The following is a 21,502-nucleotide window of genomic DNA, read 5'->3' on the forward strand; positions in this document are numbered from 1 at the left end:
CCTCAGCCGGTCGTGAAGGTGAAGTCGTCCACGTCGAACAGCGTGCCCGAGCCGCCCTTGAAGACCAGGTAGAGCGTGGTCGTGCCCTTCGGTGCGCGGGACAGGTTCGCGGTGACGTCCTGGAAGGTCTCCCAGCCGCCGGTCACCGGGACGGTCGCCTTGCCGAGCAGCGTGCCCGTGGCCGAGCCCGACCGGAATTCCAGCGTGCCGCCGGCGCCGCCGGAAGAGACGCGGGCCGTGACCGACTTGGCGTTGTTGAGGACGTACGGCGTGAAGGAGATCCAGTCGCCGTTGTCGATGTCGCCGACGGTCTTTCCGCCGTGCGCGGTGTCCTTGGTGATGACCGAGACGCCGGAGTTGTTGCCGAAGTGCTCGGCCTGGCGGTGTCGGGGCTCCAGGACGCTCTGGTCGTGCGAGGTGAGCGGGGCCTGGCCGCCGCCTCCGTTGTCGGTGTACTCGGCGTCCAGCACACCGAAGATGTTGGCGTCCTCGTCGTGGCCGCCGTCGGCGCTGGTCTGGATGGTGCCGGTGCAGCCGTTGGCGGAGGTCTGCGGGTGGCCGTGGGTGTCGTGGCCGAGGACGAAGGTGACCTTGACCTTGGCGCAGTCGACGGTCTTGCGGTCCTCGGGGTCGGTGACCTTCACCGTGAACGGGATCGCGTCACCGAAGCTGAACAACTGCCCGTCCTTCGGCGTCTCCAGGACCACCTTGGGCGCGGTGTTGCCGACGACGATCTGCACGCTCGCGCTGCCGGTGCGGCCCGAGGCGTCCTTGGCGGTCAGGGTCGCGGTGTAGGTCCCGTTCTTCTTGTACTTGTACGTCGGGTTGGCCGCCGTCGACGTGCCGCCGTCGCCGAAGTCCCAGCTGTAGGTGAGCGCGTCGCCGTCCTGGTCACTGCTGCCCTCGGAGGAGAACTTGACCTTCAACGGAGCCTGTCCCGAGGTACGGTCGGCCGCGGCCTGCGCCACCGGGGAGTGGCCGTCGGTCGCGTTCTCGATGCGGAAGAGGCCCGAGTTCTCGTCGCCGCCGAACCACGCGGTGCCGTAGTCGAGGACGTACAGCGCGCCGTCCGGCCCGAAGGCCATGTCCATCACCTGGGTGCCGGTCCACGGGAAGGCGTTGATCGACTGCACGCTCCCGCTGCCGTCGCTCACGATGCGCTTGATCCAGCGCCGGCCGAACTCACCCGCGAAGAAGTTCCCGTCGTACGCCTGGGGGAACTTGACCGGCGAGTCGAGCGTGGCGTCGTAGTGGTAGACCGGGCCGCCCATCGGGGACTCGGAGCCGTCGCCCAACTCCGGTACGGAGGGGCCGTTGTAGGGGATCCAGGCCGGCTGGGCCGGGGGCAGGTCGGTGAGGCCGGTGTTGTGCGGGGAGTTGTTCTTGGGCGCCGCGCAGTCGAAGGACGCGCCGGACGTCTTGGTCGCGAAGTCGTAGTCCACGTAGGCGTCGTTGGCACCGGTGCAGTACGGCCAGCCGAAGTTGCCGGGGCCGGTGACGCGGGCGAACTCGACCTGGCCCGCCGGGCCGCGCGCCGGGTCGGCGGCGCCCGCGTCGGGGCCGTACTCGCCGACGTAGAGGATGCCGGTCTTCTTGTCGACGCTGAAGCGGAACGGGTTGCGGAAGCCCATCGCGTAGACCTCGGGCCGCGTCTTGTCCGTGCCGGGGGCGAAGAGGTTTCCGTCGGGGACCGTGTACGAGCCGTCGGCCGCGACCTTGACGCGGAGGATCTTGCCGCGCAGGTCGTTGGTGTTGCCGGCCGAACGCTGGGCGTCGAAGGCGGGGTTGCGGTCGGCGCGCTCGTCGAGGGGGCTGTAGCCGTCGGACTGGAAGGGGTTGGAGTCGTCGCCCGTCGACAGGTACAGGTTGCCCGCCGCGTCGAAGTCGATGTCGCCGCCGACGTGGCAGCACAGGCCGCGGGAGGCCGGGACGTCGAGGACCTTCTTCTCGCTGGCGTTGTCGAGGGTGCCGTCCGCGTTCAGGACGAAGCGGGAGAGGCGGTTGACGCCGTCGAAGGGCGCGAAGTCGGCCGCGGTGCCGGTCTCGGGGGCGTCGCCCGCCGGGGTGTTCAACGGGGGTGCGTAGTAGAGGTAGATGGCCCGGTTGGTGGCGAAGTCCGGGTCCACGCCGACGCCTTGGAGGCCTTCCTCGTCGTGGGAGTAGACGTCGAGCTTGCCGACCAGCCGGGTGTTTCCGGCGGCGTCCGTCAGTCTCAACTCGCCGTCGCGCGAGGTGTGCAGGACCGAGCGGTCCGGGAGGACGGCGAGCGACATGGGCTCGCCGACCTCGGGCTCGCCCTTGGCGAGGGTGACCTGTTGGAAGTCGTCGGCCGCCACGGCGGCGGGTGCGGCCGGTGCGGTTCCCGGGTCGGCGACGGCTGCGCCGGCCTGGGGGGCGGTGAGGGTGAGGGTGGCGCCCGCCAGGAGTGCCCCGCTGAAGAGGGCCACCGCCTTGCGGAAGGACGGGCGTCGTCTGTGGGTCTCGATTCTGTCGGTGCTGGTGGTGCGATCGTTCCCGTGCACGAATGCCTCCAGAGTGGGGCTGGTTGTACGGGCGGGTGCGGGTACGCCGGGATGCGCCGTCATCCCGGAGAGCTGTGGTGGGGTCAGCTGCCTGTGAGGCAGCCTCAGTTGCCGAAGGCCGCGTCGAAGGACGCCGTCGGCGGCTCGAAGTCGTAGGCCTTGAGCCGGGTCAGGGCCTCGGGAGCGCCCTGGAGCCGGTCCATGCCGGCGTCCTCCCACTCGACCGAGATGGGGCCCTGGTAGTCGATGGAGCGCAGCATCCGGAAGACGTCCTCCCAGGGGACGTCACCGTGGCCGGCCGACACGAAGTCCCAGCCGCGGCGCGGGTCGCCCCACGGCAGGTGGGAGCCGAGGCGGCCGTTGCGTCCGTCGAGGCGCTTGCGGGCCTCCTTGCAGTCGACGTGGTAGATCCGGTCGCGGAAGTCCCACAGGAAGCCGACGGGGTCGAGGTCCTGCCAGACGAAGTGCGAGGGGTCGAAGTTCAGGCCGAAGGCGGGACGACCCCCAACTGCCTCCAACGCGCGGTGGGTTGTCCAGTAGTCGTAGGCGATCTCGCTGGGGTGGACCTCGTGGGCGAAGCGCACGCCCTCCTCGTCGAAGACGTCGAGGATCGGGTTCCAGCGCTCGGCGAAGTCCTCGTAACCGCGCTCGATCATCGCCTCGGGGGCGGGCGGGAACATGGCGACCAGGTGCCAGATCGCGGAGCCGGTGAAGCCGATGACGGTGTCGACGCCGAGGGCCGCCGCGGCGCGCGCGGTGTCCTTGATCCGGTCCGCCGCCCGCCGCCGTACGCCCTCCGGGTCGCCGTCGCCCCACACCTCGGCGGGCAGGATGCCCTGGTGGCGTTCGTCGATGATGGCGTCGCAGACGGCCTGTCCGACCAGGTGGTTGGAGATGGCCCAGCACTTGAGGCCGTACTTGTCGAGCAGTTGCTTCCTGGAGTCGATGTACGACGAGTCCGCGAGCGCCTTGTCGACCTCGAAGTGGTCGCCCCAGCAGGCGAGTTCGAGCCCGTCGTAGCCGAAGTCGCGCGCGAGGCGGCAGACTTCCTCCAGCGGAAGGTCGGCCCACTGACCGGTGAAGAGCGTGAACTGACGCGGCATTTCCCTCAATCCTCCTCGGACGGCGACGGGCGGGTGTCAGACGGCGATGGGCGTGTAGACGGAGTTCTTCTCGGCGCTCTCCTCGACCGCCGCCAGCACCCGCTGGACTTGCAGCCCGTCGGCGAAGGAGGGGCGGGGTTGCCGGCCCTCGGCGATCGCGTGGACGAGGTCGCGGGCCTGGTGGACGAAGGTGTGCTCGTAGCCGAGGCCGTGGCCCGGCGGCCACCAGGCGTCCAGGTAGGGGTGGTCGGGTTCGGTGACGAGGATGCGCCGGAAGCCGGCGTGCGCCCCGGGTTCCGTACCGTCGTGGTACGAGAGTTCGTTGAGGCGCTCCAGGTCGAAGGCCAACGAGCCGCGCTCGCCGTTGAGTTCGATGCGCAGGGCGTTCTTGCGGCCGGTCGCGTAGCGGGTGGCCTCGAAGGAGGCGAGGGCGCCGGAGGCGAAGCGGCCGGTGAACAGGGCGGCGTCGTCGACGGTGACCGTGCCGGTGCCGACGGCCGACACGGCGGACAGGCCGCTCGTGGGACCGCCGGGCAGCGGTCGTTGTCGTACGAAGGTCTCGGTCAGGGCGGAGACCCCGGCCAGCGGCTCCCCCGCGAGGTACTGCGCGAGGTCGACGATGTGCGCGCCCAGGTCGCCGAGGGAGCCGGAGCCCGCCGTCTCCTTGCGCAGCCGCCAGGTGAGCGGGAACTCGGGGTCCACCAGCCAGTCCTGAAGGTACGTCACCCGTATGTGCCGTAGCGCGCCGAGCCGCCCCTCCTCCACCATGTTCCGGGCGAGCGCGGTGGCGGGCACCCGGCGGTAGTTGAAGCCGACCATCGCCAACTGCCCGCGCCCGTAAGCCGCTTCGGCCGCCGCCGTCATCGCCTCGGCCTCCTCGACGGTGTTGGCGAGGGGCTTCTCGCACAGCACGTGCTTGCCGGCGGCGAGGGCCGCGAGGGCGATCTCGGCATGGCTGTCGCCCGGGGTGCAGATGTCGACGAGGTCGACGTCGTCCCGCGCCACCAGGGCCCGCCAGTCGGTCTCGGCCGCCGCCCAGCCGTGCCGGTCGGCCGCCGCCCGTACGGCGGCGGCGTCGCGCCCGCAGATGGCGGCCAGGACCGGGCGGCGCGGCAGGTCGAAGACCCGGCCCACGGTGCGCCAGCCCTGGGAGTGGGCGGCACCCATGAAGGCGTAGCCGACCATGCCGACCCGAAGTGGCGGCTGTTCTCCCGGTGACCCGTCCGACTGCTGCGGCTGTCCCATACGGATGTCCTCCTCGTCCTCGTGGTGAATGCGCCGTGGGGGGTGCGGGGCGGGTCCGGTCAGCGGAAGCCGGTGGACATGTACTGGTCGACGTTGTCCTTGTCGACGACGGCGGAGTAGAGCGTCATCGAGGCCGGGATCTCGAACTCGGCGAGGCCGCCGACTCCCTTGCCCTGGCCCAGCGCGCGGGCCAGGTCGATCGCGGAGGCGGCCATCGTCGGCGGGTACAGGACCGTCGCCTTGAGGACGCCGTTGTCCTGCTTGATGGCCTGGAAGGCGGAGAGCGCGCCCGCGCCGCCGACCATCAGGAAGTCGTCGCGCCCTGCCTGCTCGATGGCGCGCAGCGCGCCCACGCCCTGGTCGTCGTCGTGGTTCCACAGGGCGTCGAACTTGGACTGCGCCTGCAGGAGTTGGGCCATCTTGGCCTGACCTGACTCGACTGTGAACTCGGCGGCCTGGCGGGCCACCTTCTTGACGTTGGGGTAGTTCTTCAGGGCGTCGTCGAAGCCCTGGGTGCGCTGCTTGGTCAGCTCCAGGTTGTCCAGACCGGCCAGTTCGATGACCCGGGCGTTCTTGGTGTCCTTGAGCTGCTCGCCGATGTAGGTACCGGCGTTGAGGCCCATGCCGTAGTTGTCGCCGCCGATCCAACAGCGGTACGCCTGCGGGGAGTTGAAGATCCGGTCGAGGTTGACGACCGGGATGCCCGCGCGCATCGCCTTCAGCCCGACCTGGGTGAGCGCCTTGCCGTCGGCGGGCAGCACCACCAGCACGTCGACCTTCTTGTTGATGAGGGTCTCGATCTGCCCGATCTGCTGGGCGGTGTCGTTGGACCCCTCGGTGATCTCCAGGGAGACGTCCGAGTACTTCTTCGCGCGGCTCTTGGCGTTGTCGTTGATCGCGTTGAGCCAGCCGTGGTCGGCCTGCGGTCCGGCGAAGCCGATGGTGACGTGCTTGCCGGGGGCGTCGGAGGCGGCCGGCTGGTTGTCGGACGCGGAGGTCTCGTCCTTGGAGTCGTTGCTCGTGCAGCCCACGAGGAGGGCACCGGTGGATACGGCGGCGGCCCCGAAGAGCAGTCCTCTGCGGCTCGTGAAAGGCGTCGGCTCTGGCATGGCGGTGAACCCTTTCCTCAGGTCGTGCTCGCGGTACGGCGCTGGACCAGCACGGCGGCGACGATGATCGCGCCCTTGGCGATCTGCTGGACGTCGCTCTGCAGGTTGTTCAGGGCGAAGATGTTGGTGATCGTGGTGAAGATCAGGACGCCAAGGACGGAGCCGGTGATGGTGCCGCGGCCGCCGCTGAGCAGCGTGCCGCCGATGATCGCGGCGGCGATGGCGTCGAGTTCGTAGAGGTTGCCGTTGGTGTTCTGGCCGGAGCCGGCCAGGATGATCAGCAGGAAGGCGGCGATGCCGCAGCACAGTCCGGACAGCAGGTAGAGGTAGAGGCGTTGGCGGCGGACGTCGATACCGGCCAGCCGGGCGGCCTCCGCGTTGCCGCCGACGGCGACCGTGCGGCGGCCGAAGGTGGTGCGGTTGAGGATCAGCCAGCCGATGATCGTGACCACGGCGAAGACCATGACCAGCGGCGGGATGCCGAGCACATAGGCGTCGCGTTCGCCGAGGTCGAGGACGCTGGTGATGGTGACGATCTGCGTCTTGCCGTCGGTGAGCTGCAGCGCGAGTCCGCGCGCCGAGGCCAGCATGGCGAGGGTGGCGATGAACGGGACCATCCCGCCGTACGCGATGAGCAGTCCGTTGACCAGGCCGCAGCCGACGCCGACGATCACCGCGGTGAACAGGATGCCCGCGAAGCCGTACTCCTGCGTGGCCACCGTCGTCGCCCACACCGAGGAGAGGGCGACGATCGCGCCGACCGACAGGTCGATGCCGCCGGAGGTGATGACGAAGGTCATGCCGACGGTGACGACGCCGATCACCGAGGCCTGGGTGAGGACGAGTTGGAGGTTGCGGGTGTCCAGGAACTCGTCGGGCTTGGTGATCCCGCCGATCAGGATCAGTACGGCCAGCACGCCCAGGAGGGACAGGGTGCGGACGTCGGCGCGGGCGAACACGCCGCGCCACACGGGAGGTTGGCCGACCGTCGGCACCTTGTCGGTGTTGTCCCGCGGCGGGGAGGCATGCTGCGTCATGACGCCGGGCTTCCTTCCATGACCAGGTCGAGTACGCGGTGTTCGTCCAGCTCCCGGGCGGGCGCCGTGTGTACGACGCGCCCCTCGCGGAGCACCAGTACGCGGTCGGCGAGGCCGAGCACCTCGGGCACCTCGCTGGAGACCAGCAGTACGGCGAGGCCCTCGTCGGCGAGCCGGCGGATCACCGCGTACAGCTCGGCGCGGGCGCCGACGTCGACGCCCCGGGTCGGTTCGTCGAGCAGCAGCACCCGGCAGCCGCGCAGCAGCCAGCGGGCCAGGACGGCCTTCTGCTGGTTGCCGCCGGACAGGGTGCGGATCGGTACGGACGGGTTGTCGGGCCGCAGCGACAGCTCGCGCGTCGCGGCCCGGGCCGCGCCCAGCTCGGCTCCCCGGTCGATCCAACCGGCCCGTGAGAAGCGGGACATGGAGGAGACCGAGACGTTGCGGGTGACGGACTCCAGCATCAGCAGCGCCTGCGCCTTGCGCTCCTCGGGGGCGAGCCCGAGCCCGGCCCGGACGGCCGCGCGCACGCTCCCGGGCCGCAACGCCCGCCCGTCGACACGGACTTGACCGGCGGTCGCCTTGCGGGCGCCGTAGATCGTCTCCAGGATCTCCGACCGCCCCGAGCCGACGAGTCCCGCGAGACCGACGATCTCGCCCGGCTGGATGCTCAGGTCGAGCGCCTCGAACTCCCCGTCCCTGGCCAGCCCTTGGACCTCCAGGACCGGTGTGCCCTGCGGCTGCGTCGCTGGCCGATCGGGAAAGACGTACTCCACGTTGCGTCCGGTCATCAGCGCGACCACCTCACGCGTCGGCGTCGACTCGGCGGGCAGCCCGCCCGCCACCGCACGCCCGTCCTTCAGCACGGTCACGCGGTCGCCGACGCGGCGGATCTCTTCGAGCCGGTGCGAGATGTAGACGACGGCGACCCCGTCGGCGGTCAGGTCGCCGACGATACGGAAGAGGTTGTCGACCTCGTCCGGGTCGAGGGCGGCGGACGGCTCGTCCATCACGATGAGGCGTACGTCGTGGGAGAGCGCCCGCGCCATGGACACGATCTGCTGCTGGGCCGCGGACAACGCCCCGACCAGCCGGGCCGGGTCGATCTCCGGGTGCCCAAGTCGCTTGAGCAGTGCGGCGGTTGAAGCCTTCGCCGCCTTTCCCCGTACGACGAAGCCGGCGGCCGTGGGTTCATGGCCGAGGTGGACGTTCTCGGCGACCGACAGGTGCTCCACCAGGTCGAGTTCCTGGTAGATGGTGGCGATGCCGAGGCGCATGGCGGCGATCGGCGAGCGCAGCGTTACCGGCTCGCCGCGCCAGTGGATGGTGCCCGTGTCGGGCTGGTGGGCGCCGGACAGGACCTTGATGAGGGTGGACTTGCCGGCCCCGTTCTGGCCGAGCAGACAGTGCACCTCGCCGGCCTGTACGTCGAGGTCGACACCGTCGAGGGCCCGGACTCCGGGGAACGACTTGGTGATGCCGGACATGCTGAGCAGGGGTGGTTCGGGTGCCATCGTGTTCCCCTTGGCTGGCGTGCGGGCCGGTTTCAGGGCAGGGCGAAGCAGGGCGCTGTGCGGGTGTGCGCTGGAATGCGTGCTGACGCAGGTACCTAGATGAGTGCGCTTACGCGGGTGAGAACAGGTGGTCGCTGATCAGTCGGGCCGCGCCGATGACTCCGGCGGTGGGGCCCAACTCACCCAGGACGATGGGCAGGTTGCCGGTCGCCAGCGGGAGTGACTGGCGGTAGACCTGGGTGCGGATCGCGGCGAGGAGGGTGTGGCCGAGGCCGGTCACCCCGCCGCCGATCACCACCAGGCCGGGGTTGAAGAAGGAGACGAGACTGGCGATGACCTCGCCGGTGCGGTTGCCGCCCTCGCGGATCAGATCGAGGGAGGTGGCGTCACCCGCGGCGGCCGCGGCGGCGACGTCCACTGCGGTCAGGGTGCCGGTCGCCTCCAACCGGGTCGCGAGCTCCACCGACCGACCCTGCTGGGCCGCCTCCAGCGCGTCCCGGGCCAGGGCCGCGCCGCTGAAGTGGGCTTCCAGGCAGCCCCGGTTGCCGCAGGCACACGGACGTCCGTCGGGCACGGCCTGGATGTGCCCGATGTCGCCCGCGCTGCCCGTCACCCCGCGGTGGACCTCACCGCCGGCGACTATGCCGCAACCGATGCCGGTGCCGATCTTGACGCAGAGGAAGTCGCCCACGGAACGGGCGACGCCCGCGTGCTGCTCCCCCATGGCCATCAGGTTCACGTCGTTGTCGACCATCACCGGACAACCGAGTTCCTGACTGAGCGCCTCCCGCACCGGGAAGCCGTCCCAGCCCGGCATGATCGGCGGCGCCACCGGGACGCCCTCGGGGAAACGGACCGGTCCGGGGACGCCGATGCCGGCGCCATCGAACCCCTCCGCGAGCCCCGAGGCCCTCAACTTCGCGGCCATGGACAGGACTTGCTCGAAGACCGCGACCGGGCCCTCGCGTACGTCCATGGGCTGGTTGAGATGCCCCAGCACTTCCAGTTCGGCGTTGGTGACGGCGACGTCGACCGAGGTCGCGCCGATGTCGACGCCGAGGAACCGCAGGTTCGGGGCCAACCGGATGTTGTGGGAACGCCGGCCGCCGCGCGAGGCGGCGAGTCCGTCGGCCACGATCAGGCCCGTCTCCAGCAGCCGGTCCACCTCCACGGCCAGTTTCGACCGCGACAGATCGACCTGATCACCCAACTGCGCACGGGAGTTGGGACCTCCGTCGCGCAGCAGCTTGAGGAGCCTGGCCTGATGGGCGTTGGCGGGTCGTGCCGTCATGCGTCTCACTGGCCCCTCCCCGCCTCAATCGGCCGCCTCTGTTCGGGCTTTCGAGGGGAACGTAGCAGCGGGCGCCGAACCTGGGAAGAATCTGTGCGCGAATTGCCGTCGACTTTCTCCACTGAGAGGACAAAGGGGTGCCGGACGTCTCCTGGCGCCAAGAGGGTTGAAGCAGGCCGTTGTTGGCTACCCTTTGGCTGCGGTGCAGGAGTGCTTGGGGGGAGCGCGAATGACTCAGGACCCATCGCCCGGTCGGATCGACACCGGCGACGCCGGCACCGTGACCGGCACCAACACCGAGCCCGGTTACGCGATGAACGTGGCGAACGGCTCGTACAACTGGTACCGATCGGCGGCGATCAAGGCCCGCCGCTACTTCCGGCTCACCGAGGCCCTGCAACTCCTGCTCTCCGCGGCGATCCCGGTCTCCGCCGTCATCTCACCCGAGAACGCCCAGGTCCCGGCCGTCCTCGGCGGTGTCGTGGTCGTGATCACCGGCCTGCGCGCCGTCTTCCACTGGCAGGACGACTACCTGCGCTTCAGCGAGGCCCGCGAGTCCGTCGAGGCGGAACGCAGGCTCTACCGCACAAGCTCCGAGCCGTACGACGACCCCGCCACCCGCGACCAGGTGCTCGCCGCCAGTGTGACCCGGATCGAGCAGCGCGAGATGGGCACCTGGGTGCAACTCGCCAGCGCGCGGACCGAGTCCTCGGGGAAGTGACGGACGGGTTCATGAACACGGCACGACGGATCCCCACCTACTTCAGCCACAGCTACCGGCGTGAAGACCGGGATGTGAACGAGTTCTTCTGGCGAACCTTCGACGCGCACCGCTTCGGGTTCACCGTCGACCCCCAGTCCGGTCCGCTGTCGACCTGCCATCTGGAGATGGTGATGCGGCGCAGCGCCTGCTTCGTCGCCGTGGTGACCCTGCGCCGCCAGCAACACACGTACAAGTGCTCGCCGTTCATCGTCTACGAGTACGGACTGGCGGTGCGGGCGCGCAAGCCGCGGCTGGTCTTCGCGGAGAAGGGGGTCCCGGCGCACCTCTTCCCCGACGCGACCGAACGCTTCGTGTTCGACCGCGACGACCTGGACACGTACGACGGCTTCGAGGGGCCGGTGCGCAGACTTCTGTTGCAGGCGCAGGGGTACTCCGCCGCCGGCGACCAGTTGATCGGCGAGGTAGGTCTCGCGCTGCCCGATTCACCCGCCTACCGCAGGGCGATGCCGCTGCTCACACAGGCCCTGCAGCGCTTCGGGTACGCCGTCAGCAAGGTGGACCTCGACTTCCGGGACCCGGGCGGCATCGCCTTCCAGTTGGACCGCTTCGACTTCGTGATGATCGACGTGGCCGCCAGGCGCCTGCCCAAGTGGCTCTACCCGCTACTGTTCGGCCGCTTCATTCCCACGCTCAACCTCGTCCACCACGAGGCCGCCGACCGCAGCGACCGGCGCGTTCCCGAGATGGTTGTCGGCGAGGTGCTGCGCGACGCGACCCAGCCCTACGATCCCGTCCTGTGGTGGCGGGATCCCGGGCAGCTCGCCACCGAACTGGAGCGCCAGCTGGCCCGGTTCGACCTGCCGCGGAACCAGTTCCGCACCATGGACGAGGGGATCGGGTACATCCGGAGCACCGGGCGCGCCCACGGCCGGATCTTCCTGAGCACCGCCGGACCGGACAACGCGCTGTCGCGGGAGGTGGGTCGGGTGCTCAAGCTGCACAACTTCGACTTCTTCCACTACGTCTACAACAACACGATCCCGAAGGGCTCGAACTGGCAGCTGCGGCTGGAGGAACAGCTCACCGCCAGCCAGGTGTTCGTGCCGCTCGTGAGCGAGGCGTACTGGCGCAGCGACTGGTGCAGACGCGAGCTGGTGACCGCGCGCAAGCTGAGCGACGAGGGGCGGCTGACGATCATCCCCTACTTCCTGGACGGCAGTTCCGGGGAGACGATTCCCGAACAGGGCACGGACATAGCCGACTTGACGGAGGCGGAGCGGGTGGGCCGGATCGTCGGCGACATGGACACCCACTTCACCGACCGCCCCGCCCAGGACCCCGTTTCAGGAGCAGAGGCATGACGGAACCGGGTGCGTGGCAGCCCACGCCCATCGACACGAGCGCCGTGCGGCTCGGTCCTGAACTGCTGAGCCTGGTCGAGCTGTTGGCGGAGAACACACATGCCCGTTGGGGTCTGCGCCGCCTCGCCGAACACTGGCGCTACGGCCGGAAACGTGACGACGTCAAGCGGACGCACCCTCTGCTGATCCCCTACGCGGAACTCCCGGAGTCCGAGAAGGAGTACGACCGGGAACTCGCCCTGGAGACCATCAAGGTGGTCCTAGGGCTCGGCTACCGGATCACCCCGCCGAGCACCTGAACCGCCTGAACCCGGCGCCGTCCTGCGGCCCCGCTCACTCCCCCCGCGCGTGATACGACCGCCGCGTGTGCTCCGTGTGCTCCCGCATCAGCGCCGTCGCCCGCTGTTCGTCCCGCGCCGAGATCGCCTCGATCAGCGCCCGGTGTTCGATCCAGGACTCGTGGCCGCGCTGGCGGGCGATCGGGGTGTAGTACCAGCGGACCCGGCGGTCGACCTGGGCGGCCAGTTCGGCGAGGACCGTGTTGCCCGCCAGCTCCATCACCTTCGCGTGGAAGCGGGCGTTCATCGCGACCGCGCTGTCCACGTCGTCCGCGGCGACGGCCTTCTCGCCCTCGGCGCACAGCTCTTCGAGGACCTTGATGCCGGCGCTGCCCGCGTTGGCGGCGGCGAGGCGGGCGGCCTCGGCCTCCAACAGGGTGCGGACGGTGAGGAGTTGGTCGGCCTCCTCCTCCGTCGGCTCGTGCACGAACGCGCCCTGGGCGGGCCGTAGATCGACCCACCCCTCGGTGTTCAGCCGCTGCAGCGCCTCCCGCACCGGCTGACGCGAGACGCCGAGATGGCCCGCGAGTTCGCTCTCGACCAGGTGCTGGCCGGGCTGGAGGGCGCGGGTGGTGATCAGTTCGAGCAGCGCCTCGTAGACGCGGTCGCGCAGCGGTCCGGGCCGTTCGAGCTTGGGCACCGCGCCTTGCGGCAGTCCTGTCGACAACATCGGTCCGTCCCCCTCCTGGGCAGCGCGGGGCAACTGCAGCCGGAAAGCCAGTATGAATTGTCTTTCGTCTACAGTCTACGGCGCACAGCGGCCAGCCAATTCCGGGGTCGACTCCGTCACATTCACAGGAACGCGCAGGTCAGGGGCAGCGGACGACCTGACCCGCGTACGACAGATTGCCGCCGAAGCCGAACAGCAGGACCGGGTCGCCGGTGGTGAGCGCGCCCTGTTCGACCAGCTTCGAGAAGGCGAGCGGGATGCTGGCCGCCGAGGTGTTCCCGGACTCCGTCACGTCCCGGGCGACGACGGCGTTCACCGCGCCGATCTTCTCGGCCAGCGGTTCGATGATCCGCAGGTTGGCCTGGTGCAGGACGACCCCGGCCAGTTCCTCGGGCGTGAGCCCGGCCCGCTCGCAGGCCTTGCGGGCGATGGCCGGCAGCTGGGTGGTGGCCCAGCGGTAGACGCTCTGCCCCTCCTGCGCGAACCGGGCGGGCTGGCCCTCGATCCGCACGGCGTGGCCCATCTCGGGCACCGAGCCCCACAGCACCGGCCCGATGGCGGCCTCCTCCCCCGGCCCGCACGCCTCGACCACGGCGGCCCCCGCGCCGTCGCCGACCAGCACGCAGGTGGTGCGGTCGGTCCAGTCGGTCACCTCGGACATCTTGTCGGCGCCGATGACCAGGGCCCGCGTCGAGGCGCCCGCGCGGACCGCGTGGTCGGCGGTGGCGAGGGCGTGGGTGAAGCCGGCGCACACGACGTTGACGTCCATCGCGGCCGGCGAGGGGATGCCGAGCCGGGCGGAGACGCGGGCGGCCATGTTGGGCGAGCGGTCCACGGCGGTGGACGTGGCGACCAGGACCAGGTCGATGTCGGCGGGCGAGAGCCCGGCGGCCGCGAGCGCCTTGGCGGCGGCATGCGCGGCCAGCTCGTCGACGGGCTCGTCGGGACCGGCGATGTGGCGTGTGCGGATGCCCACCCGGGACGTGATCCACTCGTCGCTGGTGTCCACCATGGCCGCCAGGTCCTCGTTGGTGAGTACCCGTGCGGGCTGGTAGTGACCGACGGCGGCGATGCGCGTGCCGTTCATCTGGGTGGTCCCCCTCGTTGTCGCCTTGAGTTGCGGGATCCTCCAGTCTGATGAGTGACTCACCGGTACGACGGCAAGTAAGGCGACAGGATTCGGGCGCCCGAGTTGTCGGCTTCTGTCAGCCGCCTGGCCTAGAGACGGACGCCCGAACACATTCCGAACAGTTACCCGGCGAGCAGGACGCTCAGCCGGTGAACAATTGCGTCGCTTTCTGTACGAGTTCATACAGTCCGTACACGAGCGGTGCGCCCACCCACAGCCAGGCGAAGGCGATCAGCGGGCGGCGGTCAGGCGGACTCTGGCTGCTGTCGTTCGACATCGGCGGTCTCCTCCCTCGGGGCGGGGATGTGGTGGCGGGCGTCGACGGGCCGGACCAGTTCGTTGGCGACGAAGCCGACGACGAGCAGCCCGATCATGATGACGAACGACAGCCCGTACAGGGCGGAGCCGTGCTTGCCGGCGTCCTCCTGGCGGTCGGCGATCCAGTTCACGATCAGCGGTCCGAGGACGCCGGCCAGGGACCAGGCGGTGAGCAGCCGCCCGTGGATCGCGCCGACCTGGTAGGCGCCGAAGAGGTCCTTGAGGTAGGCGGGGATGGTCGCGAAGCCGCCGCCGTAGAAGGACAGGATCACCAGCGCGCACAGGATGAACAGCGGCTTCGAGGAGTCGCCGAACAGCGCGATGAGCGCGTACATCACGGCGCCGACGCCCAGGTAGACGCGGTAGATGTTCTTGCGGCCGATCAGGTCGGAGGTCGACGACCAGCCGATGCGGCCCGCCATATTGGCGGCGGACAGCAGCGCGACGAAGCCGGCGGCGGCCGACACGGAGACCGGGGTGGAGGTGTCCGCGAAGAAGTCCGTGATCATCGGGGCGGCCTTCTCCAGGATGCCGATGCCCGCGGTCACGTTCATGCAGAGCACCACCCACAGGCACCAGAACTGCGGGGTGCGTACGGCGCCGCGCGCGGAGACCTGCGGTCCCTGGAAGGCGCTCGGCGCGCCCTCGACGGGCTTCTCGCTGCGCGGGACCCGCACCAGCAGCACCCCGAGCGACATGAACACGGCGTACACCAGGCCGTGCACGAGGAACGCCTTCGCGATCCCGGAACTGTCGCTGCCGAACGACTCCAGCATCTGGGTGGACCACGGCGAGGCGATGAGCGCGCCGCCGCCGAAGCCCATGATGGCGATGCCGGTGGCCATGCCGGGCCGGTCCGGGAACCACTTGATCAGCGTGGAGACGGGCGAGATGTAGCCGATGCCGAGGCCGATGCCGCCGACGAAGCCGTAGCCGAGGACGATCAGCCAGTACTGCTCGGTGGCCGCGCCGAGGGCGGAGATCAGGAAGCCGGACGAGAAGCAGATCAGGGCGACGGTCATGGCCCAGCGCGGCCCGTTGCGCTCCACGAACGTGCCGCCGAACGCGGCCGACAGACCCAGCATGACGATGGCGAGCTGGAAGGGCAGCGCGCTCTGTGTGCCACTGAGCCCGAGCGAGGATTCGAGCGGCGGCTTGAACACACTCCAGGCGTAGGCCTGGCCGATGGAGAGATGGACGGAGAGAGCGGCGGGGGGAACGAGCCACCGGCTCCAGCCGGCGGGGGCGACGGGAGGACTCATGATCCCGGACGGTAGGGACTGCACGGGAAGTTGAAAAGCCAATCGGTCGACCGTATGCGGTGAGCGGTATGCGGGACGCGACGAACGGTCGTACCGGCGGCCGGTGTCCGGGGATCGGCCCGGCGCGCGTCCAAGGCTTGGTCAGGTCGTGCGCGAACCCTTGCTGCCCCAAGTTCCATACTGTAGACAATATTCCGTCGACAGAGTTCGACAGTTCGGCCAACTCCGCGGTATCCCTCGACCGAACGGAGCTTCCCAGCCATGAAAGTCGCAGTTCTCGGCGCCGGTGCGATCGGCGCCTACGTCGGTGCCGCGCTCCACCGCGCCGGTGCCGATGTCCATCTCGTCGCCCGTGGACCGCACTTGGCGGCCATGAGGCAGCACGGAGTACGGGTGCTCAGCCCGCGCGGCGACTTCACCGCGCACGCGCACGCCACCGACGACCCGGCCGAGATCGGCCCGGTCGACTACGTCTTCCTGGGCCTGAAGGCCAACTCGTACGCGGCGTGCGGGCCGCTGATCGAGCCACTGCTGCACGACACCACGGCGGTCGTCGCCGCCCAGAACGGCATCCCCTGGTGGTACTTCCACCGACACGGCGGCCCCTACGACGGCCACCGCGTCGAGAGCGTGGACCCGGCCGGCGCGGTGAGTGCGGTGCTCGCGCCCCGGCGGGCCATCGGCTGCGTGGTGTACGCGGCCACCGAACTCGAAGGGCCGGGAGTCGTACGGCACTTGGAAGGGACCCGGTTCTCCATCGGCGAGCCCGACCGCAGCGTGTCGGCGCGCTGCACGGCGTTCGGCGAGGCCATGGTGGCCGGCGGCCTGAAGTGCCCGGTGGAGCCGGAGCTGCGCAACGACATCTGGCTCAAGCTGCTCGGCAACATCTCCTTCAACCCGATCAGCGCGCTGTCCCGCGCCACCATGCGGCAGATGTGTCTGCACGGCGGCACCCGCAAGGTCATCGAGACCATGATGGCCGAGACGCTCGCCGTCGCCGAGGCGCTCGGCTGCGAGGTCGGCATCTCCATCGAACGCCGGCTGGCCGGCGCCGAGAAGGTCGGCGACCACCGCACCTCCACGCTCCAGGATCTGGAGCGCGGCAAGCCGCTCGAACTCGACGTACTGCTCGCGGCCGTCGTCGAGTTGGCGGAGATCACCGGCGTGGAGGTGCCCACCCTGCGCACCGTGCACGCCATCTCGGATCTGCTCGCGCTGAGGAGCGCGGCATGAGGAGCGAGGAGCGCCGCATGAGGAGCGTCGTATGAGGAAGCGGCAGCCGAAGACCTACACCCGCCTCACCCACCCCCTGGTCCGCGACTCCCGCGACGAGCCCTTCCGGCAGGCGAGTTGGGAGGAGGCCCTGGACCGGGCCGCCCAGGGCCTGGCCCGCAACCGCGACGCGTTCGGCATGTTCTCCTGCGCCCGCGCGACCAACGAGATGAACTACGTGGCCCAGAAGTTCGCCCGCGTGGTCATGGGCACCAACAACGTCGACTCCTGCAACCGGACGTGTCACGCCCCGAGCGTGGCGGGCCTGACGGCCGCGTTCGGCTCGGGCGGCGGGACCTCGTCGTACGAGGAGATCGAGCACACGGACGTCATCGTGATGTGGGGCTCCAACGCCCGCTTCGCGCACCCGATCTTCTTCCAGCACGTCCTGAGGGGGATCAGGAACGGCGCCCGGATGTACGGCGTCGACCCCCGCCGCACCTCCACGGCCGAGTGGGCGGAGAGCTGGCTCGGCCTCAACGTCGGGACCGACATCCCGATGGCGCACGCGATCGGCCGCGAGATCATCCGAGCGGGCCTGGCCAACGAGGCGTTCATCGAGCGGGCGACCACCGGCTTCGAGGAGTACAAGGCACTCGTCGAGCCGTGGACGCTGTCGCTCGCCGAGAAGGTGACCGGCGTACCGGCCGCCGCCATAAGGGAGTTGGCGCACGCCTACGCCCGCGCCGAGCGCGCCCAGCTGTGCTGGACCCTGGGCATCACCGAGCACCACAACGGCACCGACAACGTCCGCGCACTCATCAACCTCTCCCTGCTGAGCGGCCATGTCGGGCGCTACGGCAGCGGGTTGCAGCCCCTGCGCGGGCAGAACAACGTGCAGGGCGGCGGCGACATGGGTGCGATCCCCAACCGCCTGCCCGGCTTCCAGGACATCCTCGACGCCGACTCGCGCCGGAAGTTCGAGTCGGCCTGGGGCACCGTCATCCGGCCGCACTACGGGCTGAACCTCACCGAGATGTTCGAGGCGATGGAGGAGGGCACGCTCAAGGCCGTCTACTGCATCGGCGAGAACCCGGCGCAGTCGGAGGCCGACAGCGAGCAGGCGGTACGCCGGATGGGGCAGCTGGACTTCCTCGTCGTGCAGGACATCTTCCTCACGAAGACGGCCGAGCTGGCGGACGTCGTCCTGCCCGCCACCGCAGGCTGGGCGGAGACCGACGGTACGACCACCAACAGCGAACGGCGAGTTCAACGGGTCCGGCGGGCGGTCACCCCGCCCGGCGAGGCCCGCGAGGACATCGAGATCATCTGCGAGCTGGCGGCGCGCCTGGGCCACGACTGGAAGTTCGCGGACGCCGAGGCCGTCTGGAACGAGCTGCGCTCGGTGTCGCCCGACCACTTCGGGATGACGTACGAGCGTCTCGCGGAGCACCAGGGCATCCAGTGGCCGTGCCCGAGCACCGAGGAGCTCGAACCGACCTATCTGCACGGCCGGTTGTGGGAGTCGGACCCGGCCGGGCGCGGGCGGCTCGCGCCCTTCGGGATCGTGCTGCACGACCCGCCGGTCGACCTCACGGACGAGCGGTACCCGATCCGGCTGACCACCGGACGGCGCCTGGACTCCTACAACACCGGTGTGCAGAGCGGCAGTTTCGCCTCCCCGCTCAGGCGCGGCGAGTACATCGAGCTGTGCCCGGAGGACGCCGAGCGCTACGGGGTCGTCGTGGGCGAGGAGGTCCAGGTGTCCTCACGGCGCGGCGCCGTGGTGGCACCCGTGTGGGTCGACACCGCGCTGCGGCCCGGACTGGCCTTCATGACCATGCACTTTCCCGACGAGGTGGACACCAACCAGCTGACGATCGAGGCCAATTGCCCGATCGCGGGGACAGCGGAGTTCAAGGCCTCGGCGATCCGGATCGAGAAGCTTCCCGTGGCGACCATCGTGAGGTGACGCAAGTGGACCTGCACTTCGGCGACAGCAAACCGACGGACGACGAACGGGCCGCCGTCGACGCCCTGTTGGGCCCTCCCGAGTCCTCCTGGGAGGGCGCCGCCCGCGATGAGATGCAGGCCGCGGACCTGCGGTGGGCGCGCGGCGGACGTGCCGCCCGGGACCGCCGCGACCTGCTGCTGCCGGGGCTGCACGCGATCAACGACCGGATCGGCTGGATCAGCGACGGCGCCCTCGACTACCTCTGCCGCCGCCTCACCGTGCCCCCGGCGGAGGCCTACGGGGTCGCCACCTTCTACGCCATGTTCTCCGTCAAGCCCCGCCCGGCCACCGTCCTGCACGTCTGTACGGACCTCGCCTGCACGGCGGCCGGGGCCTCGGACCTGTGCGCGGGGATCGAGGCCCGCCTCGGCCCCGGCAGCGGCGTCCACGTCGAGCGCAGCCCCTGCCTCGGCCTGTGCGAGCGGGCTCCGGCCGCACTCGCGATCAAGGCGGGCGAGCCGGTGCGTACGGCGGTCTCGGCGCCGGCGACCGTCCACGAGGCCGTGCTCGCGGCGAGCGCTCCGGACTCGGCGCGCGAGGAGCCACCGGCCGCGCTGGCCGTGCCCCAGGCAGGCGAGGAAGAGCTGGTCCTGCTGCGCCGCGTGGGTGTCGTGGACCCGTCGAGCCTCGACGACTACCGCGCCCACGGCGGCTACACCGCCCTGCGCCGGGCCTTCGAACTGGGTCCCGCCGGAGTCATCCGCGAGGTCACCGACTCCGGCCTGGTCGGGCGGGGCGGCGCCGCCTTCCCCACCGGCCGCAAATGGCAGGCCACGGCGTCGCAGCCCGACCACCCCCACTACCTGGTGTGCAACGCCGACGAGTCCGAGCCCGGCACCTTCAAGGACCGCGTACTCATGGAGGGCGACCCGTACGCGCTGGTCGAGGCGATGACGATCGCCGGGTACGCGACCGGCGCCCACCGGGGCTTCCTGTATCTGCGCGGCGAGTACCCGCGCGCCCTGCGCCGCCTGGAGCACGCCATCACCCGGGCACGCGCGCGTGGCTTCCTCGGCGAGGACGTCCTCGGTCAGGGCTACGCCTTCGACATCGAGATCCGGCGCGGCGCGGGCGCCTACATCTGCGGTGAGGAGACCGCCCTGTTCAACTCCATCGAGGGCTACCGGGGCGAGCCGCGCGCCAAGCCGCCCTTCCCGGTGGAGAAAGGCCTGTTCGGCAAGCCGACGGTCGAGAACAACGTCGAGACGCTGGTCAACGTACTGCCGATCCTGACGATGGGCGCACCGGCCTACGCGGCGATCGGCACCGAACGGTCCACCGGGCCCAAGCTGTTCTGCGTCTCCGGGAGCGTGGACCGACCGGGCGTCTACGAACTCCCCTTCGGCGCCACGCTGGGCGAGCTGCTGGCGAAGGCCGGCGTGCGGGAGCGGCTGCGGGCCGTGCTGCTCGGCGGCGCGGCCGGCGGCTTCGTACGGCCGGACGAACTCGACATCCCGCTCACCTTCGAAGGCACGCGGGAGGCCGGCACGACACTCGGCTCGGGGGTCGTGATGGCCTTCGACGACACGGTGCCACTCCCCCAACTACTGCTGCGAATCGCCGAGTTCTTCCGTGACGAGTCGTGCGGTCAGTGTGTGCCGTGCCGGGTCGGGACCGTGCGGCAGGAGGAGGCGCTGCACCGGATCGCGGAGCGCACGGGCGCTGCCGCCGCCGAGGACATCGCGCTGCTCAGGGAGGTCGGCCGCGCGATGCGGGACGCCTCGATCTGCGGTCTGGGACAGACCGCGTGGAACGCCGTGGAATCCGCCATCGACCGTCTGGGGGCGTACAAGTGACCGTGACACCGCTGGGGATTCCGCGCCGGCTGCTGGAGTTCACGATCGACGGGGAGCCGGTGCGGGCGCCCGAGGGTTCGACGATCCTCGACGCCTGCCGGGCCGCGGGCAAGGACGTGCCGACCCTCTGCCAGGGCGACACCCTCACCCCCAAGAACGCCTGCCGGGTCTGTGTCGTCGAGGTCGAGGGGTCCCGGACCCTCGTCCCGGCCTGCTCCCGCAAGGCCGAGCCCGGCATGGAGGTGCGCACGGGCACCGAACGCGCCCGCCACAGCCGCAAGATCGTCCTGGAACTGCTCGCCTCCTCGGTCGACCTGTCGACCACCCCGAAGGTCGCCGACTGGATCAAGGAGTACGAGGCGAAACCGGACCGCTTCGGCCCGGACGCGGCCCGCCTCGACGAGGAGCCGAGGGTCGACAACGATCTGTACGTGCGCGACTACGACAAGTGCATCCTCTGCTACAAGTGCGTGGACGCGTGCGGCGACCAGTGGCAGAACACCTTCGCGATCTCCGTCGTCGGCCGCGGCTTCGACGCCCGGATCGCGGTCGAGCACGACGCCGCGCTCACCGACTCCGCGTGTGTGTACTGCGGCAACTGCATCGAGGTCTGCCCGACCGGAGCGCTGTCGTTCAAGTCGGAGTTCGACATGCGGGCGGCGGGTACGTGGCAGGAGTCCGAGCAGACCGAGACGACCACCGTGTGCGCGTACTGCGGAGTGGGCTGCAACCTCACGCTGCACGTGCAGGACAATGAGATCGTGAAGGTCACCTCGCCGCACGACAACCCGGTGACCCACGGCAACCTCTGCATCAAGGGCCGCTTCGGCTACCAGCACGTACAGAACCGGGACTGA

18 protein-coding genes are annotated in these 21,502 nt (G+C 70.2%); 7 read left to right on the forward strand and 11 right to left on the reverse strand.

Annotated elements, in window-relative coordinates; genetic code table 11:
* Positions 1-2: 2 nt before the first annotated feature.
* The 7 genes from M2283_RS02400 to M2283_RS02430 all read right to left on the reverse strand — a co-directional run bounded on the left by M2283_RS02400 (position 3) and on the right by M2283_RS02430 (position 9,821).
* On the reverse strand, positions 3-2,522 hold the full coding sequence (locus M2283_RS02400; RefSeq protein ID WP_280874233.1) for a PQQ-dependent sugar dehydrogenase: 2,520 nt from the start codon (positions 2,520-2,522) through the stop codon (positions 3-5).
* Positions 2,523-2,626: 104 nt separating this feature from the next.
* Positions 2,627-3,625, reverse strand: coding sequence for a sugar phosphate isomerase/epimerase family protein (locus tag M2283_RS02405; RefSeq protein WP_280874234.1), 999 nt, complete (start codon positions 3,623-3,625; stop codon positions 2,627-2,629).
* 36 nt (positions 3,626-3,661) lie between these two features.
* Positions 3,662-4,870 carry a Gfo/Idh/MocA family protein gene (locus M2283_RS02410; protein WP_280874235.1) on the reverse strand — a complete coding sequence of 403 codons (1,209 nt, stop codon included), beginning with the start codon at positions 4,868-4,870 and terminating at the stop codon, positions 3,662-3,664.
* A 59-nt stretch (positions 4,871-4,929) separates the two neighbouring features.
* Positions 4,930-5,979 (reverse strand): substrate-binding domain-containing protein, encoded by a 1,050-nt coding sequence (locus M2283_RS02415; protein WP_280874236.1) that lies wholly within the window; start codon positions 5,977-5,979, stop codon positions 4,930-4,932.
* A gap of 17 nt (positions 5,980-5,996) precedes the next feature.
* Positions 5,997-7,016 carry an ABC transporter permease gene (locus tag M2283_RS02420; protein WP_280874237.1) on the reverse strand — a complete coding sequence of 340 codons (1,020 nt, stop codon included), beginning with the start codon at positions 7,014-7,016 and terminating at the stop codon, positions 5,997-5,999.
* The gene (locus M2283_RS02425) at positions 7,013-8,530 is read right to left on the reverse strand and encodes a sugar ABC transporter ATP-binding protein (RefSeq protein WP_280874238.1); all 1,518 of its coding nucleotides are present in this window, start codon (positions 8,528-8,530) and stop codon (positions 7,013-7,015) included. The genes M2283_RS02420 and M2283_RS02425 overlap by 4 nt, the downstream gene beginning before the upstream one ends.
* Positions 8,531-8,639: 109 nt before the next feature.
* Positions 8,640-9,821, reverse strand: coding sequence for an ROK family transcriptional regulator (locus M2283_RS02430; RefSeq protein ID WP_280874239.1), 1,182 nt, complete (start codon positions 9,819-9,821; stop codon positions 8,640-8,642).
* A 229-nt stretch (positions 9,822-10,050) separates the two neighbouring features.
* On the opposite strand from M2283_RS02430, the gene M2283_RS02435 reads away from it, so the two are divergent.
* From M2283_RS02435 to M2283_RS02445, 3 genes are read left to right on the forward strand one after another with little or no spacing between them, the layout of a single operon-like run.
* The gene (locus M2283_RS02435; RefSeq protein ID WP_280874240.1) at positions 10,051-10,542 is read left to right on the forward strand and encodes a DUF4231 domain-containing protein; all 492 of its coding nucleotides are present in this window, start codon (positions 10,051-10,053) and stop codon (positions 10,540-10,542) included.
* A gap of 11 nt (positions 10,543-10,553) precedes the next feature.
* Positions 10,554-11,906, forward strand: coding sequence for a toll/interleukin-1 receptor domain-containing protein (locus tag M2283_RS02440; RefSeq protein ID WP_280874241.1), 1,353 nt, complete (start codon positions 10,554-10,556; stop codon positions 11,904-11,906).
* The gene (locus tag M2283_RS02445) at positions 11,903-12,205 is read left to right on the forward strand and encodes a RyR domain-containing protein (protein WP_280874242.1); all 303 of its coding nucleotides are present in this window, start codon (positions 11,903-11,905) and stop codon (positions 12,203-12,205) included. Before M2283_RS02440 ends, M2283_RS02445 begins: the two co-directional genes overlap by 4 nt.
* Positions 12,206-12,239: 34 nt before the next feature.
* Here the strand turns inward: M2283_RS02445 and M2283_RS02450 are convergent, their stop codons facing one another.
* From M2283_RS02450 to M2283_RS02465, 4 genes are all read right to left on the reverse strand, one after another.
* Complete coding sequence (locus M2283_RS02450; RefSeq protein WP_280874243.1) at positions 12,240-12,914, reverse strand: GntR family transcriptional regulator; 675 nt, start codon at positions 12,912-12,914, stop codon at positions 12,240-12,242.
* 139 nt (positions 12,915-13,053) lie between these two features.
* Positions 13,054-14,001: a beta-ketoacyl-ACP synthase III gene (locus M2283_RS02455; RefSeq protein WP_280874244.1), complete on the reverse strand. Its 948-nt coding sequence runs from the start codon at positions 13,999-14,001 to the stop codon at positions 13,054-13,056.
* 184 nt (positions 14,002-14,185) lie between these two features.
* Positions 14,186-14,320 (reverse strand): MFS transporter small subunit, encoded by a 135-nt coding sequence (locus M2283_RS02460; RefSeq protein ID WP_280874245.1) that lies wholly within the window; start codon positions 14,318-14,320, stop codon positions 14,186-14,188.
* Positions 14,289-15,623 (reverse strand): OFA family MFS transporter, encoded by a 1,335-nt coding sequence (locus M2283_RS02465; RefSeq protein ID WP_280874246.1) that lies wholly within the window; start codon positions 15,621-15,623, stop codon positions 14,289-14,291. Before M2283_RS02465 ends, M2283_RS02460 begins: the two co-directional genes overlap by 32 nt.
* 261 nt (positions 15,624-15,884) lie before the next feature.
* Here M2283_RS02465 and M2283_RS02470 point away from each other — a divergent pair, with 261 nt between their 5' ends.
* The 4 genes from M2283_RS02470 to M2283_RS02485 are packed head-to-tail and all read left to right on the forward strand — an operon-like array spanning position 15,885 to position 21,502.
* A complete protein-coding gene (locus M2283_RS02470) occupies positions 15,885-16,856 on the forward strand; it encodes a 2-dehydropantoate 2-reductase (RefSeq protein ID WP_280874248.1) in 972 nt (323 codons plus the stop codon).
* A gap of 31 nt (positions 16,857-16,887) precedes the next feature.
* Positions 16,888-18,807, forward strand: coding sequence for a molybdopterin oxidoreductase family protein (locus tag M2283_RS02475; RefSeq protein ID WP_280874249.1), 1,920 nt, complete (start codon positions 16,888-16,890; stop codon positions 18,805-18,807).
* 5 nt (positions 18,808-18,812) lie between these two features.
* Entirely contained in the window at positions 18,813-20,645 is a 1,833-nt protein-coding gene (locus tag M2283_RS02480; protein WP_280874697.1) for an NADH-ubiquinone oxidoreductase-F iron-sulfur binding region domain-containing protein, read from the forward strand.
* Positions 20,642-21,502: a 2Fe-2S iron-sulfur cluster-binding protein gene (locus tag M2283_RS02485; RefSeq protein ID WP_280874250.1), complete on the forward strand. Its 861-nt coding sequence runs from the start codon at positions 20,642-20,644 to the stop codon at positions 21,500-21,502. The genes M2283_RS02480 and M2283_RS02485 overlap by 4 nt, the downstream gene beginning before the upstream one ends.

It is taken from the genome of Streptomyces pseudovenezuelae (assembly GCF_029892565.1).
Classification (GTDB): domain Bacteria; phylum Actinomycetota; class Actinomycetes; order Streptomycetales; family Streptomycetaceae; genus Streptomyces; species Streptomyces pseudovenezuelae_A.